Origin of the sequence: Pseudomonas grimontii (assembly GCF_007858185.1) — a bacterium.
GTDB classification, from domain to species: Bacteria; Pseudomonadota; Gammaproteobacteria; order Pseudomonadales; family Pseudomonadaceae; genus Aquipseudomonas; species Aquipseudomonas grimontii.
Genome location: NZ_VFES01000014.1, coordinates 79,391 through 94,434 on the forward strand (window position 1 = coordinate 79,391; position 15,044 = coordinate 94,434).

Below are 15,044 nucleotides of genomic sequence, written 5' to 3' on the forward strand. Positions count from 1 at the left end.
TCCCGCGTATAACCCTTTACACAAAATGCAAATCTTTCGCATTATGTCGCAGTTTTGCGCGACCCCGCGCGCCCATCAACAACCGAAGCAGGATGTTCGCCATGATTCGTATGCCCCTGGCCACCGCCAGTCTGCTGGCCATTGCCATTTCTCTCGCCGGTTGCGGCGAAGGTAAAGACAAGGCCGCAGCAAACCAGGCGCCGACCCCGGCTGCCAGCACCACCGCTCCAGCGGCTGCCGCTACCCCCGCCGGCCAGGTCGACGAAGCGGCCGCCAAGGCCGTGGTCGCGCATTACGCCGACATGGTCTTCGCGGTGTACAGCGATGCCGAATCCACCGCAAAAACCCTGCAAACCGCAATCGACGCCTTCCTCGCCAAGCCGAACGACGAAACCCTGAAAGCCGCCCGCGCCGCCTGGGTTGCCGCTCGCGTTCCGTACCTGCAGAGCGAAGTGTTCCGCTTCGGCAACACCATCATCGATGACTGGGAAGGTCAGGTTAACGCCTGGCCGCTGGACGAAGGCCTGATCGACTACGTCGACAAATCCTACGAGCACGCCCTGGGTAACCCAGGCGCTAACGCCAACATCATCGCCAACACCGAAGTTCAGGTCGGCGAAGACAAGGTCGACGTGAAGGACATCACCCCGGAAAAACTCGCCAGCCTCAATGAGCTGGGCGGTTCCGAGGCCAACGTCGCCACCGGCTACCACGCTATCGAGTTCCTGCTCTGGGGCCAGGACCTGAACGGCACCGGCCCTGGCGCCGGCAACCGCCCTGCGTCGGACTACCTGACCGGCGACGGCGCAACCGGCGGCCACAACGAGCGCCGCCGCGCCTACCTGACGGCCGTGACCCAACTGCTGGTCAGCGACCTGCAGGAAATGGTCGGCAACTGGAAACCCAACGTCGAAGACAACTACCGCGCCACCCTCGAGGCAGAACCTGCCACCGACGGCCTGCGCAAAATGCTGTTCGGCATGGGCAGCCTGTCCTTGGGCGAGCTGGCCGGTGAGCGCATGAAGGTTTCCCTGGAAGCCAACTCGCCGGAAGACGAACAGGACTGCTTCAGCGACAACACCCACTACTCGCACTTCTACGACGCCAAGGGCATCCGTAACGTCTACCTGGGCGAGTACACCCGCGTCGACGGCACCAAAATGACCGGCGCCAGCCTGTCGTCCCTGGTGGCCAAGGCCGACCCGGCTGCCGATACCGCGCTGAAAGCGGACCTGGCGGCGACCGAAGCGAAGATCCAGGTCATGGTTGATCACGCCAACAAGGGTGAGCACTACGACCAGCTGATCGCGGCCGGTAACGACGCGGGCAACCAGATCGTGCGCGACGCCATTGCTTCGCTGGTCAAGCAGACCGGTTCGATCGAAGCCGCGGCAGGCAAGCTGGGCATCAGCGACCTGAACCCGGATAACGCTGATCACGAGTTCTGATCAGTGCCGAGTTGAATGAGGCGACCTTCGGGTCGCCTTTTTTTTACCCCCCGGAACCCATGTGAGAGGGGGCTTGCTCCCGATGGCGGTCTATCAGTGAAGAAAGTATCTGCTGACCCACCGCCATCGGGAGCAAGCCCCCTCCCACATTTGATTTGCGTCGCTTTCAAAGCCCGGTTTACATACCCTGCACCCCAGGTAGAATGGCGCCTCTGCCCATTTCGAGCTCACTTCATGGCGTTGCCGACCCTACGCATCATCGGTTTCATCATCGGCATCTTCCTGATCACACTCGCGATCGCCATGGTCGTGCCCATGGCCACCCTGGTGATTTTCGAACGCACCAGCGACCTGCCGTCGTTCCTCTGGGCCAGCCTGATCACCTTTGTCGCCGGGCTCGCCCTGGTGATTCCCGGCCGCCCCGAACACGTGCACCTGCGTCCGCGAGACATGTACCTGCTCACGGTCAGCAGTTGGGTGGTGGTGTGCGTGTTCGCCGCGCTGCCGTTCCTGCTGACCCAGCACATCAGCTACACCGACTCGTTTTTCGAAAGCATGTCCGGCATCACCGCGACCGGTTCCACGGTGCTGAGCGGCCTGGACACCCTGTCACCCGGCATTTTGATGTGGCGCTCGCTGCTGCACTGGCTCGGTGGCATCGGCTTTATCGGCATGGCAGTGGCGATCCTGCCGCTGCTGCGCATCGGTGGCATGCGCCTGTTCCAGACCGAATCCTCGGACCGCTCGGAAAAAGTCATGCCCCGCTCGCACATGGTGGCGCGGCTGATCGTGGCGGCCTACGTCGGCATCACCATCCTCGGCAGCCTGGCATTCTGGTGGGCCGGCATGGGCCTGTTCGATGCGATCAACCACGCAATGTCGGCGATTTCCACCGGAGGGTTCTCCACCTCCGACGAATCCCTGGCGCACTGGAAACAACCGACGGTGCACTGGGTGGCGGTGGTGGTGATGATCCTCGGCAGCCTGCCGTTCACCCTGTACGTCGCCACCTTGCGCGGCAATCGCAAGGCATTGATCAAGGATCAGCAAGTACAGGGCTTACTCGGTTTGTTGCTGGTGACCTGGCTGGTGCTCGGCACCTGGTACTGGTGGACCACCAACCTGCATTGGCTGGATGCCCTGCGCCACGTAGCGTTGAACGTCACATCAGTAGTAACCACCACCGGTTTTGCACTGGGGGACTACAGCCTGTGGGGCAATTTCTCACTGATGCTGTTCTTCTACCTGGGCTTCATCGGTGGCTGTTCGGGCTCCACGGCGGGCGGGATCAAGATCTTCCGTTTCCAGGTCGCCTATATCCTGCTCAAGGCCAACTTGAACCAGCTGATTCACCCGCGCGCGGTGATCAAGCAGAAGTACAACGGCCATCGCCTCGACGAAGAAATCGTGCGTTCGATCCTGACCTTTTCGTTTTTCTTCGCCATTACCATCTGCGCCATCGCCCTGGCCTTGTCGCTGCTGGGCCTGGACTGGATGACCGCACTTACCGGCGCCGCCAGCACCGTGTCCGGCGTCGGCCCGGGCCTGGGGGAAACCATTGGCCCGGCCGGCAACTTCGCCAGCCTGCCGGATGCGGCCAAGTGGATCCTGTCGCTGGGCATGCTGTTGGGCCGACTGGAAATCATCACAGTCTTTGTTCTGTGCATTCCTGCGTTCTGGCGTCACTGACCGTCGACGCATCCTGCAACCGCGCCCGGTATTCGCCGGGCGTGGCATCGAACCAGCGGCGAAACGCGCGAAAGAAGTTGCTCGGGTCGGCAAAGCCCAACAGGTAGGCAATCTCCAACAGGGTCATGCTCGGCTGCGCCAGGTATTGCTCGGCCAGTTCACGGCGGGTGTCGTCGAGCAGGGTCTGGAAACTGGTGCCTTCTTCCTGCAAACGCCGCTGCAAGGTGCGCTGGGACAGGTGCAGGGTCTGGGCCACCACTTCGCGCTTGGGTTCGCCCTGGGGCAGCAGTCGGCACAGCACCTGCCGCGCCTTGTGGGTCACACGGCTTTCGGAGAACCGCGCCAGGTACTCACCGGCAAATCGATCGTGCAACAACGCCATGGCCTCGTTGGCCGTGGGCAACGGCGCGTCCATGTCGGCGCGCTCGAAGATCAGTGCGTCATACGGCGCATTGAACTCCAGCGGGGCATGGAACGCGTGTTTATAAGGGGCCTGATCTTCCGGCTGATCGCCCTGCAACAGCACCTTGCGTGGTTGCAGGGTACGGCCGGTGAGCCAGCCGCACAGCGCCAATGCACAGGCCAGGGAAGCTTCGGCGCTTTGTCGGGTCGGCGGAAGATGATCGCCATGCACCGTCAGAATCAGCGCATAGCCTTCAGGTAATAGTCGGAAGCTCAAGTCGGCGCTTTCGGCGATGATCCGTTGGTAACGCACCAGGCGCATAAAGCCTTCGGCCAGGGTATTGCTGGACATCAAGGCGTAACCGGCCACATGAAACGACGCCGGGCGCACCACTTTGCCCATGTTCAGGCCAATCGCCGGGTTGCCCGACAACTCGACCGCGCGCTGCCACAGACGGGTCATGGAGTCTTGCGGGAACCGCGCATCGGGGTCACTTAGAGCTGCATAGTCCAGGCCCAGCTGCTTGAACAAGGCGCGGCAATCCAGACCGTCCATTTCCAGTGCCTTGACTATCCCCATGGCCCAGCTTGCAGAAGTTGTTCGTTCGCTCATGGCGTCTTCTTAATAAAGCAGGCTCAAAACGGCAGCCAGGAAAGCCAAGGATACTAAAGTGGCATCTATTGTCACTGGCTGTTACCACTGATCACTCTAGACTCAAATAAGCTCCCCGCCGAACATCTGTTGGGCGGCACAACAATCAAAGGGCCGGCCGCAGTGGAAAACCTCAAGCGATTCAACAGCTTTGCTGAGTTTTACCCTTATTACCTGACCGAGCACGGCAACAGCACCTGCCGGCGCCTGCACTTTATCGGCACCACCCTGGTGATCGGCATCCTGGCCTATGCCATCGGCAGAGGTTCGCTGGGCCTGTTGTTGGCCGTGCCGATTGCCGGTTACAGCTTTGCCTGGATCGGGCACTTCTTCTTCGAAAAGAACCGCCCGGCGACCTTCCAGCACCCGTTCTACAGCCTGCTGGGGGATTTTGTGATGTACCGCGACATGATCCTGGGCAAGGTTCCGTTCTGAACGGTGTGACCTCTTGTCACTTGCGTGAAAATGATAAAAGGTTCGTACACCCGGCGATATAAAAGTCTTTTTGTCATTTACAGTGCTGTATCCTGCCAAGGCTTTTTGAGAGCGCGGAATCACCTGCGATTGAAAAAACAGACTTTGCGAGGAGCGACGACGATGCACGAGATACCTAATCTCCCCTTCCCAAGCCTGCACCCTACAGAGCAGCCAACACCGCAGCAGGCCCGCGATAAGCAGCCTGAGGCCAAACAAGCAAAACCAGTCGACAGCAAACGCCAGGACTGACGCCGTACCAGACCGTGTGGAAAGCGTACCTTTGAACGCTTTCCACACTGCCTGAATCACCCGAGGTACCCGCCATGACAGACACCCTCCCGGACACCGCCGTACTCGACACCGCCCTGCAGATGGTCGAAGTGTGGAACCGCCTCAGCGCGGATAAACAAGCCCTGTTGCTCAAGCGCTTCGGCACCCAGGAAAACGCCTTGGCCGCCCTGGTCACCACCCAGTTACTCGCCCCCACTCAAGCCTGACGTCTTTGATCTGACGTTTTTGCGTTTTACCGCCCTGCGCAGGCTCAAGCCCCGGTATCATTAGCAGCCTATCTTTACCTGCTGCGACAGTGGACCCTTCCCCATGCCAGATACCCAGCGCCCCATGGCGGTCACGCTGCAAGTTGTTTCCATCGTGTTGTTCACTTTTATCGGCTACCTGAATATCGGCATTCCCCTGGCCGTATTGCCAGGCTATGTCCACAGCGAACTGGGCTATGGCGCGGTGATCGCCGGGCTGGTGATCAGCGTGCAATACCTGGCCACGCTGTTGAGCCGTCCGTATGCAGGCAAAATCATCGATAACCTGGGCAGCAAGCGCGCGGTGCTGATCGGCCTGGCGGGCTGCGGCTTGAGTGGCGTGTTCATGTTGCTTGCGGCGTGGCTTTCAAGCGTGCCGGCCGTCAGCCTGGCCAGCCTGCTCATCGGCCGATTGGTGCTGGGCAGCGCGGAAAGCCTGGTGGGTTCAGGCGCCATCGGCTGGGGCATCGGCCGGGTGGGCGCGGCCAATACCGCCAAGGTCATCTCGTGGAACGGCATTGCCAGTTACGGCGCACTGGCCGTCGGCGCGCCATTGGGCGTGCTGCTGGTGAGGCATTTCGGACTGTGGAGCATGGGCGTCAGCATTATCCTGCTGGCGGTAGTCGGTGTGTTGCTGGCCTGGAACAAAGTGGCCGCCCCCATCGTAGCCGGCGTGCGCCTGCCCTTCATGAATGTACTGGGCCGGGTCCTGCCCCACGGCTGCGCGCTGGCCCTGGGTTCCATCGGCTTTGGCACCATCGCCACCTTTATCACCCTGTATTACACCACCCAGCACTGGGATAACGCGGTATGGGCATTGAGCCTGTTCGGCGCCAGCTTTATCGGTGCGCGCCTGTTGTTCGGCAATTTGATCAACCGCATCGGCGGCTTTCGCGTGGCAATCGCCTGCCTGTCGGTGGAGATCCTCGGCCTGCTGCTGTTGTGGTTGGCACCGGATGCCAACCTGGCCCTGGCCGGCGCGGCGTTGAGCGGTTTCGGCTTTTCCCTGGTATTTCCGGCGCTGGGGGTGGAGGCGGTCAACCTGGTGCCCGCCTCCAGTCGTGGTTCGGCGGTGGGGGCTTACTCGCTGTTTATCGACCTGTCGCTGGGGATTACCGGGCCGTTGGCCGGGGCAGTCGCGGCCGGTTTCGGCTTTGCGTCAATCTTCCTGTTTGCCGCCCTCGCCGCCCTCGGTGGTTTGCTGCTGAGTGTCTACCTGTACCGGCAAGCGCCCAAGGCCCGCGAAGCGCGCGACGCTTAGAAGTCGACCTTGCCGCGCCCTGCCTTGATGCTGCCACGCTTGGTCTTGGATTCCAGGCGGCGCTTTTTCGAGCCCAGGGTCGGCTTGGTCGGGCGGCGCTTCTTCTCGACCTTGGTGGCGCTGAGGATCAGCTCCACCAGACGTTCCAGCGCATCCGCGCGGTTCTGTTCCTGGGTCCGGTACTGCTGGGCCTTGAGCACCAGCACGCCTTCGCTGGTGATACGACTGTCACGCAGCGCCAGCAGTCGCTCCTTGTAGAACGCCGGCAGCGACGACGCCGGAATATCAAACCGCAGGTGCACCGCACTCGACACCTTGTTGACGTTCTGCCCACCGGCGCCCTGGGCGCGGATGGCGGTCAGCTCGATTTCGGCGTCGGGCAGGTGCACGTTGTTGGAAATTACCAGCATTGGGACAGGTCCGTTGTTCAGAGCGGTCAGCATACTCGAACAAAACAAGGCCCTCGCCGTAAACCGGAATCTACGCTGAGCACATTCAGCAAACTACGGCGCCCATAGCGCCTGATATCCAATGATCCGCCCGTCCGGCATGACCTTGGCTCGACCGCCACCCTGCAAGTCATGGCGGAATTTTTCATAATGAGTGCTCACTGACGGCTGCTTGTTCAGAGCATTCATAACCTCTGAATTGGAAATCGTGAAATCGTGGGCTGCGATCGGGGCGAAGAACAGCTCTCGATAGAGCGAATCCCCCCACTGTGCAGGGAGGCCGTGGTTAGCGGCCCCCAGGTTGACCTCAACCATGGAGTGATGATTGTCATCCACCAGGTAACCAGTGGCCATCCAACGTACCAACTCTTTCATTTCCCGCTGGGCCCTCACATCGGCCTGCTCACTCGACTCGCCAGCCTTTGGCTGGTTAAGCCCCAACGTATTGACTAGCCCAATGCCCAACAACCGGGCAGCCGTCATAAAGCGGTCGGTGGTTCCTGACGGGCCCGCTACGACAGGTTTTTGCTGCACCGCCGCGTCCTTGGCAAAGCCAGTGCCTTGCTTGACTCGCCAGACGGCGAAGCCGTTACCCCGGGGGATTACGGTATGCTCCAACGGCAGGGACGCCTGGCTTTTGATCGGTCCTTGGTCGCCAAATTGTCCGTCATCTCGATCCACACGGTTGCGTGGGTTAAGGCGCGCAAAATCAAGTTCCCGTGAACTCAACCGGTTGTCGGCTTTCAGGTCGGCGGCCGACACCCAGACGTTGCTGCCCTGCGGAGCAGCTTCACGGAAGTCGTTCTGTACTCTGGTCAGACTGGCGCCGGCCTTTGCTGGATTGCTCAGCACTGCCCGCCCGTTTACATCCTTGGTGGATTCATAAAGATGCGGATTCTGCGAGGCATCCTGAGTATTTTCATTATTGAACGTATAAAGCGCCAGTTGCTCCGGCAATTGACGCTCTTTAGTACTGCCGCGGGCAGGTCCGAATTGCTTGGATTCCAAATAAGGCACATCAACAATCTCCGCGACACGCTTTTTCAGTTCACTTGAGCCGTGAACGCGCTCCAGGGTTTCTCGAAAGTAAGCCGAGTTGCTTAGGTTGAAAAAAGCAGTGGCCTTTTCTCGCAATGTCAGCGGTTCCTCACCCGAGCGGTGAGCACGTGAGCCTCCCTGCCGCGCTTCATCAAGGATACGGTTGAAACCGCCGGAGCCCAACTGACCGATCACGCCAAAGCGGGGCTGATCCGAAGAGTAACTGCTCAACAAGTTGACCGTGGCCCTGAGCTCATTACCCTCGACCAACGCAGACAGTTTGATCAAGCTGGCAAGCAAACCATCAATTGTTTTATGGGCTGCTGGGCTTTCACTGGCGAACCGTCCCACGTTGGCCTCTATCTGCCTGTTTTCGGCGACTTTATTGCGCTGAAGGACGCTTGAGGGAAACATCGGCATATTCAAAGTCTGTTGCGCTGGGCGTGGCACTCCGATCATGACGAACTCCTCATTAAGAACAGATGAAATCTCAATGTTGAGTGAATGCAGGTAAAGTATTTTTTTCTGTAGTCGTTTTCTGAATTGCGGTGATAAATGCAAAGCAGTGATAAGCGGGCACGCTGCCCTAAGAACATCATAAAACCTTAGGCAACAGACAAGCCCAGCTCAGACAACAACACCAACGCCAGGGCTTTGGAAATCACCGCGCCTTTGAACAATTTGGCATCATTGAGGCGCAACCCGCACCCCGACAAGTCAGCCCCGCTCAAGTCGATGCGGCATTGACATCATCTAAAGCAACCACGAAAGTGCCGGCCACAAGTAAATACCGTACGCAGTGCACCCGTAAAATTATAAATGCTCAAGGGATTAGCATGCTTCATACCGCTGTTATAAATACGCCTTCGCTGACTGTTTCCTCTAAAATACTGTTCTTCGCTTTGTTAGGGCTTTCAGCGCTCATTCAAGCTGCACCCGCTTTTGCGGATAATGCCAATGGGAAAAATCTCTATTCACAACGATGTGCCATGTGTCACGGCGCAGATCTCAAGGCAACAGGGCCTTTGGCGAATAAAAGCAATCCTCCCACGCCGGACCTTACAACTTCCGCCTTTAAAAGACGGCTCACTGATTATCCAGGCGTTATTGTGTCTTCGGTAATACTTCGCCCCAATGGAAACCTGATTCCAAAAACGCTGAAAGAGAACGGTGTAAAGCTATCGCCGCACGCTTGGAGCATCAATGACCTGCGCGATTTAAATCACTATATGAATGGTGTTATTTCAAAAAGTCGGTGATCCGGTGTGCGGTATTGAACTGAACACAGACTGAAAGCCCTCACCCTGTGTCCCGACCGGGGATCAACAAGGCGCAGGGCTTTGTGTTGATGCGAGGCTGTTTACTTCAACGCGGTATTCGCCGCACTCAACGCGGCTTCAGCACTGCGCTTGTTCTTGGCCCAGTAACACACCGCCATAAACGCCACCCACACCGGGATCGCATAAACCGACACCCGGATCCCCGGAATCATCAGCATGATCACCAGGATAAACACCACGAACGCCAGGCACACATAGTTGCCGTACGGGTACCACAGCGCCTTGAACAGCGGCACCTGGCCGGTGCGGTTCATGTGCTGGCGGAACTTGAAGTGGGAGAAGCTGATCATCGCCCAGTTGATCACCAACGTGGCCACGACCAGGGACATCAGCAGTTCCAGGGCGTGTTGCGGAATGAAGTAGTTCATCAGCACCGCCACCAGCGTGACCGCCGCCGAGGCGAGGATCGAACGCACTGGCACGCCGCGCTTGTCGATCTTGGCCAGCGCCTTGGGCGCATCACCCTGCTCGGCCATGCCCAGCAGCATGCGGCTGTTGCAGTAGGTGCCGCTGTTGTACACCGACAACGCTGCCGTCAACACCACGAAGTTGAGGATATGTGCAGCGGTGTTGCTGCCCAGCATCGAGAACACCTGCACGAACGGGCTGCCGCTGTAGGCATCGCCGGAGGCGTTGAGGGTGGCCAGCAGGCTGTCCCATGGCGTCAGCGACAACAGCACGACCAGGGCGCCGATGTAGAAGATCAGGATGCGGTAGATCACCTGGTTGATCGCCTTGGGGATCACGGTGCGTGGCTGGTCGGCTTCGGCGGCGGTGAATCCGAGCATTTCCAGGCCACCAAAGGAGAACATGATGATCGCCATGGCCATCACCAAGCCGCCCACGCCATGGGGGAAGAAGCCGCCGTGCTCCCACAGGTTGCTCACCGAGGCTTGCGGGCCGCCGCTGCCACTGACCAGCAGGTAGCTGCCCAGGGCGATCATGCCGACGATGGCCACTACCTTGATGATGGCGAACCAGAACTCCGCTTCACCAAAGACTTTGACGTTGGCCAGGTTGATCAGGTTGATCAACACGAAGAACGCCGCCGCCGAGACCCAGGTCGGGATCTCCGGCCACCAGTAGTGCACGTATTTGCCGACGGCTGTCAGCTCGGACATGCCCACCAGGATGTACAGGATCCAGCAGTTCCAGCCCGACAGGAAGCCGGCGAAACCGCCCCAGTACTTGTGGGCAAAGTGGCTGAAGGAACCGGCGACCGGCTCTTCGACGATCATTTCGCCGAGCTGGCGCATGATCATGAAGGCAATGAAGCCGCAGATGGCATAACCCAGGATCATCGACGGGCCGGCGGATTTGAGCACGCCGGCCGAGCCCAGGAACAGGCCGGTGCCGATAGCGCCACCGAGAGCGATCAACTGGATATGCCGATTTTTCAGGCCGCGTTTCAGCTCGCCTGAAGAGGAATGGGGTTCACTCATGAAAAGGGTCTCACGCAAGGTTTGATGATGTTGAATGCAGGTTGCTGCCTTGAATTACCGACTCAAGCAGCGCCGCTCAAACCCCAGCGCAGGCACCAGGAGTACAGCGTCTTTCTAACGGTCATGCGTCACCTGTTTGTTTTTATCTGTGACGAAATCGAACCCGCCGGGCTCGTGGCCAGGCGGAGTGATCAGGGTGGGTAAACCCTGAGGTCTTGGCCTTTTGCGTGGTTACGCAAGGGGGTCACAGTAAAACGCGGCGCATTGTACACCGCTCGACAGCTTGCAGCCGTACCCGCAGAGCGCGTGCGACGATCTGTCAGGTATTCCTTACAGCGGTAAAGAGGCCAATCATGCCGCGAGCTACACGTAAATTAATCGTTACAGCATGGAAAATCGGCGTTACAGCTGTAAGTTTCTGGAAAATTGTCGGTAGGAAAAATTATCAATATCAGCGATGCCAATGGGCTGTATTTCCTGAAGAAAAAAGGCCGGCAAAAAAACAGAAGAAAAAATCCAAATGAGACCGTGTCAATAAAATTTTTGCATTCCGAAACACTCTCACCTAGGTTCTTTCACTTGCCCAGCGAAGCCCGCTGGCAAGCCGTTCTCAAACAACGTCCTCTAGGAGATACACCATGCAAGCACTGGAAAACGACCTGGAAACCGAACTGCAACTCGACGATTGGTTTGAAGCGCCGACCCACGAGGCCGCCGTTGAAATGATGCAAGCCGATGCCGTTGTGCCTTTCGGCACGGCGATGTGGCCTTTCTGACACCCGGCACGTATTCGGCAGGTGCTGTGCACGGCACCTGCCTCCTTACCCAAGGCACACAAGGACATACGTCATGGACAAGGCCCGCGCCGTTGAACACTTTCTCTACTACCTCGCGCACCACCCGGCCCTCCACGGCCTGAGCTGCCCCACCGTGCTGCTGGGCCACACCGAGCGCTACGACGCCATCGCCCAGGCGATCACCCAGAGCAGCGCCGCCCGTTTCAACTTCCAGGTACAGCGCCTGGACCTGGCCGACAGCGACAGCCTGGCCCAGGCCATCGAAGCCTGCGACCTGTACCTGTTTCTCTACGATTCCTCCACCCTGCCCAACCCACGCGCCGAAGGCCCGGACTTTATCCGTGCCCTGCAAGGTGTGATGGCCGAACACTGGAAGAAATCGCTGCTATTCAAGGATTACGGCGACTATTTTTACGACACCTTCAGCGTCGAGCCGCAGCGCATCGCCGACCTCAATGCCACGCTGATCCGGCGCATGTCCCAAGCCACAGTGCTGAGCTTTACCGACAAGCACGGCTCACGCCTGCAGGCGCCCATGAGCAGCATCAAGAAGTGGACCAATATCAACGGCATCGGCAACCACGACCTGGCCCCCGGCGAAATCGCCACCCACAGCGAGGCCATCAATGGCCAGGTGCGGTTTGTCGGCACCTTTCTCAGCACTATCCCCTTCGCACGCAAGTACGGCGTGCTGCAATCACCGCTGGAACTGTGGATCGAAAACTCGACCATCTGCAGCGTGGCCAGTGACGTGCCGGGGCTGGCCGATGACTTCAACAAATACCTGAATGCCAACCCGTCCAACCGCCGGGTGGAGGAGCTGGGGATTGGCACCAATGAAGGGGTGAAGGACCTGTATGCGCGTAATGCCGGGTTCGAGGAGCGCCATTGCGGCTTGCACCTGGGCTTGGGTGGCGGGCAGAAAGGCAGTCATCACCTGGACCTGATCTTTGCCAGCGGGGTGTTGGCGTTGGATGACAAACCGGTGTTTGATGGGAGATTTGCGTTCTAGGGCCAGCTATAAGCCGCAAACTACAAGCCTCAAGCAAAAAAAAGCGCCAGCCTGTGAGGGCTCGCGCTTTTTCTTACAGCTTGCAGCTAAAAACTTACCGCTGCTCTTAAGGCTTCTTGCGACCGAAGCCTGGACGCTGACCCGAACCGGCCGGTGCGCCACGGCGCTTGCCCGATGGCTCATCCGCAACCAACTTCAAGCCTGGGCGCTTTTTCGGCGCGGGCTTGGCTGGGCGCTTGGTGTTGGCGCTGTCGGCCGGGCGATCGGATGCCGGAGCACCGCGACCGGCGTCACCACGGTTGCTGCGACCACCGCTTGGCGCTTCGCCACGACCGGCTGGGCGTGGGGTGCGTGGAGCACGCTCGCCTTCCTGACGCGATGGCGCGGTTGGGCGACGCTCGCCTTCGATGTGCGGTTGACGCGAGATACGCCCGCCGGTAGCCGGTGCATCCAGCGCCGGGCGCAGGGTGCGGGCAACGCGTTCGGTACGGGCCACAGGGCGCGACGACTTACGCTGCATACGATCGAGCTTGTCTTTGCTCTTGGCGTTCATCTGCGGCATGGCGACCGGCGTCAGGCCGACTTCGGCGCTGAGGATGTCGACTTCGTACTGGCTCATTTCGCGCCAGCGGCCCATCGGCAGGTCGGAGTTGAGGAACACCGGGCCGAAACGCACGCGCTTCAGGCGGCTGACCACCAAGCCCTGGGACTCCCACAGGCGACGCACTTCACGGTTACGACCTTCCATCACCACGCAGTGGTACCAGTGGTTGAAACCTTCACCGCCCGGCGCCTGCTTGATGTCGGTGAACTTGGCCGGGCCGTCTTCCAGCACCACGCCGGCCTTGAGGCGTTCGATCATCTCGTCATCGACTTCACCACGCACACGCACGGCGTATTCGCGGTCCATCTCGTAGGACGGGTGCATCAGGCGGTTGGCCAGTTCACCGTCGGTGGTGAACATCAGCAAGCCGGTGGTGTTGATGTCGAGACGACCGATGTTGATCCAACGACCTTCTTTAGGCTTGGGCATCTTGTCGAACACGGTCGGACGGCCTTCCGGGTCGTCACGGGTGCAGATCTCGCCATCGGGTTTGTTGTACATGATCACGCGGCGCACCGATTCGGCGGCCTCTTCACGCTTGATGACCTTGCCATCAATGGTGATTGCGTCGTGCAGGTCGACGCGCTGGCCCAGGGTGGCCTCGACGCCGTTGACCTTGATGCGCTTCTGGGTGATCCAGGCTTCGACGTCGCGGCGCGAGCCCACGCCGATACGCGCCAGCACCTTTTGCAGCTTTTCGCCTGCAGGGCCGATTTCCTGGCTGTCGTTCTGGTCTTTGTCGTTCATCTTAAGCACCTCCCGGTGGGTCGATTCAGGCGTGGCCTGAAGAGTGTTGAAAGCTGGGCTTTGGCCGAATAGGTCGGCAAAGGGTCGCGAATCATACGCGCATGGCGCCGGTTGCGCATCAGAGACTAGTCGATAAGCGCCAGGTCAGTGGTTTTTCCGCCGACCGGTGGTGCCCAGGGCAACACATGAACCCATATGGGATAGCGTCAGTCTTCGAACTGGCGGCGTTCGGCCTCGATGGCTTCGGCCAATGCCCTGGCTTCGTCTTCCTCGTCGCTCAGCGGCGGCTGTTCGAGGGCGGCGACGGCGGCCAGGAGTTTTTCCCGGGCTTCGGCCACGCCCAGGACATCTTCTTCGGCTTCGGCTTCGGCTTCGGCCTCAGGCTCAGGTTCAACGCTCACCTGGGTGTCAGGCTCGACCGCACCATCACGCAACAAGTCGTCAAAGTCGGTCTTGATGCCCTGTTCCATGTCGTCCAGTTCCAGCAACAACGTGTGGAAACTGGTTTCGTCCTTCGGTTCTTCCGGCTCGGCCGTGGCGTCGGCCAGCTCCTGCAAGCTCTCCGGGACTGGGGCGTCGTCGAAGTCGAGGACCGGCTCGGCTTCCATCTCGCGCAATTCGGCCAGGGGCGGCAGGTCGTCGAGGTTTTTCAGGTTGAAATGGTCGAGGAACACCTTGGTGGTGGCGAACATCGCGGGTTTGCCGGGCACGTCGCGGTAGCCGACGATGCGGATCCACTCACGCTCCAGCAGCGTCTTGACGATATGGCTGTTGACCGCCACGCCCCGCACGTCTTCGATTTCACCGCGGGTAATCGGCTGGCGATAGGCAATCAGCGCCATGGTTTCCAGCATCGCCCGTGAATAGCGCTGCGGGCGCTCTTCCCAGAGGCGCCCGACCCACGGGGAAAACTTCTCACGGATCTGCAGGCGATAACCCGACGCGACCTCGCGCAGTTCAAAGGCGCGGCCGTCGCAGGATTTGCGCAGGATTTCCAGCGCCTTCTTGAACACCGGCGGTTCAGGGCGCTCGGCTTCTTCAAACAGTTCGAACAGGCGCTCCAGGGATTGCGGTTTACCCGAGGCCAGGAGAAAGGCCTCCAGCAACGGGGCCAGTTCGCGGGGTTCAGTCAAATTCATCGATTCAGCTC

Annotated in this window: 15 protein-coding genes; 9 read left to right on the plus strand and 6 right to left on the minus strand. The window is 59.7% G+C overall.

Annotation, left to right across the window (positions count from 1 at the left end; translation table 11 throughout):
• The first annotated feature begins 101 nt into the window (after positions 1-101).
• On the plus strand, positions 102-1,448 hold the full coding sequence (locus FIV39_RS21280; RefSeq protein WP_090400527.1) for an imelysin family protein: 1,347 nt from the start codon (positions 102-104) through the stop codon (positions 1,446-1,448).
• Positions 1,449-1,682: 234 nt separating this feature from the next.
• Complete coding sequence (locus FIV39_RS21285; protein WP_090400528.1) at positions 1,683-3,137, plus strand: TrkH family potassium uptake protein; 1,455 nt, start codon at positions 1,683-1,685, stop codon at positions 3,135-3,137.
• Here the strand turns inward: FIV39_RS21285 and FIV39_RS21290 are convergent.
• Positions 3,094-4,152: an AraC family transcriptional regulator gene (locus tag FIV39_RS21290; RefSeq protein ID WP_090400529.1), complete on the minus strand. Its 1,059-nt coding sequence runs from the start codon at positions 4,150-4,152 to the stop codon at positions 3,094-3,096. The two genes, FIV39_RS21285 and FIV39_RS21290, sit on opposite strands and share 44 nt — an antisense overlap.
• Positions 4,153-4,314: 162 nt before the next feature.
• On the opposite strand from FIV39_RS21290, the gene FIV39_RS21295 reads away from it, so the two are divergent.
• From FIV39_RS21295 to FIV39_RS21300, 3 genes are all read left to right on the plus strand, one after another.
• The gene (locus FIV39_RS21295; protein WP_027605580.1) at positions 4,315-4,626 is read left to right on the plus strand and encodes a DUF962 domain-containing protein; all 312 of its coding nucleotides are present in this window, start codon (positions 4,315-4,317) and stop codon (positions 4,624-4,626) included.
• A gap of 365 nt (positions 4,627-4,991) precedes the next feature.
• On the plus strand, positions 4,992-5,165 hold the full coding sequence (locus FIV39_RS33075; RefSeq protein WP_167361087.1) for a hypothetical protein: 174 nt from the start codon (positions 4,992-4,994) through the stop codon (positions 5,163-5,165).
• 103 nt (positions 5,166-5,268) lie between these two features.
• On the plus strand, positions 5,269-6,465 hold the full coding sequence (locus FIV39_RS21300; RefSeq protein WP_090400530.1) for an MFS transporter: 1,197 nt from the start codon (positions 5,269-5,271) through the stop codon (positions 6,463-6,465).
• On the opposite strand, the gene arfB is transcribed toward FIV39_RS21300, so the two are convergent.
• Together arfB and FIV39_RS21310 are read right to left on the minus strand one after the other, a co-directional pair.
• On the minus strand, positions 6,462-6,875 hold the full coding sequence (arfB, locus tag FIV39_RS21305) for an alternative ribosome rescue aminoacyl-tRNA hydrolase ArfB (RefSeq protein WP_017139168.1): 414 nt from the start codon (positions 6,873-6,875) through the stop codon (positions 6,462-6,464). The genes FIV39_RS21300 and arfB overlap by 4 nt on opposite strands.
• A 93-nt stretch (positions 6,876-6,968) precedes the next feature.
• Positions 6,969-8,411, minus strand: a complete 1,443-nt coding sequence (locus FIV39_RS21310) for a hypothetical protein (RefSeq protein ID WP_090400531.1) — start codon at positions 8,409-8,411, stop codon at positions 6,969-6,971.
• A 377-nt stretch (positions 8,412-8,788) separates the two neighbouring features.
• Here FIV39_RS21310 and FIV39_RS21320 point away from each other — a divergent pair, with 377 nt between their 5' ends.
• Positions 8,789-9,211: a c-type cytochrome gene (locus FIV39_RS21320; protein ID WP_090400532.1), complete on the plus strand. Its 423-nt coding sequence runs from the start codon at positions 8,789-8,791 to the stop codon at positions 9,209-9,211.
• A gap of 101 nt (positions 9,212-9,312) precedes the next feature.
• Here FIV39_RS21320 and FIV39_RS21325 read toward each other — a convergent pair whose 3' ends face one another.
• Positions 9,313-10,734: an amino acid permease gene (locus tag FIV39_RS21325; RefSeq protein ID WP_090400533.1), complete on the minus strand. Its 1,422-nt coding sequence runs from the start codon at positions 10,732-10,734 to the stop codon at positions 9,313-9,315.
• Between the two features lie 353 nt (positions 10,735-11,087).
• On the opposite strand from FIV39_RS21325, the gene FIV39_RS33080 reads away from it, so the two are divergent.
• The 3 genes from FIV39_RS33080 (at position 11,088) to FIV39_RS21330 (ending at position 12,543) form a co-directional block, all read left to right on the plus strand.
• Complete coding sequence (locus tag FIV39_RS33080; protein ID WP_159440112.1) at positions 11,088-11,258, plus strand: hypothetical protein; 171 nt, start codon at positions 11,088-11,090, stop codon at positions 11,256-11,258.
• A 114-nt stretch (positions 11,259-11,372) separates the two neighbouring features.
• Positions 11,373-11,510 carry a hypothetical protein gene (locus tag FIV39_RS33085; RefSeq protein WP_003175756.1) on the plus strand — a complete coding sequence of 46 codons (138 nt, stop codon included), beginning with the start codon at positions 11,373-11,375 and terminating at the stop codon, positions 11,508-11,510.
• 73 nt (positions 11,511-11,583) lie between these two features.
• Complete coding sequence (locus FIV39_RS21330; protein WP_090400534.1) at positions 11,584-12,543, plus strand: M29 family metallopeptidase; 960 nt, start codon at positions 11,584-11,586, stop codon at positions 12,541-12,543.
• 106 nt (positions 12,544-12,649) lie between these two features.
• On the opposite strand, the gene rluB is transcribed toward FIV39_RS21330, so the two are convergent.
• Positions 12,650-13,894, minus strand: coding sequence for a 23S rRNA pseudouridine(2605) synthase RluB (gene rluB, locus FIV39_RS21335; protein ID WP_090400535.1), 1,245 nt, complete (start codon positions 13,892-13,894; stop codon positions 12,650-12,652).
• Positions 13,895-14,100: 206 nt separating this feature from the next.
• Positions 14,101-15,033, minus strand: a complete 933-nt coding sequence (scpB, locus tag FIV39_RS21340; protein ID WP_090400536.1) for an SMC-Scp complex subunit ScpB — start codon at positions 15,031-15,033, stop codon at positions 14,101-14,103.
• Positions 15,034-15,044 lie beyond the last annotated feature (11 nt).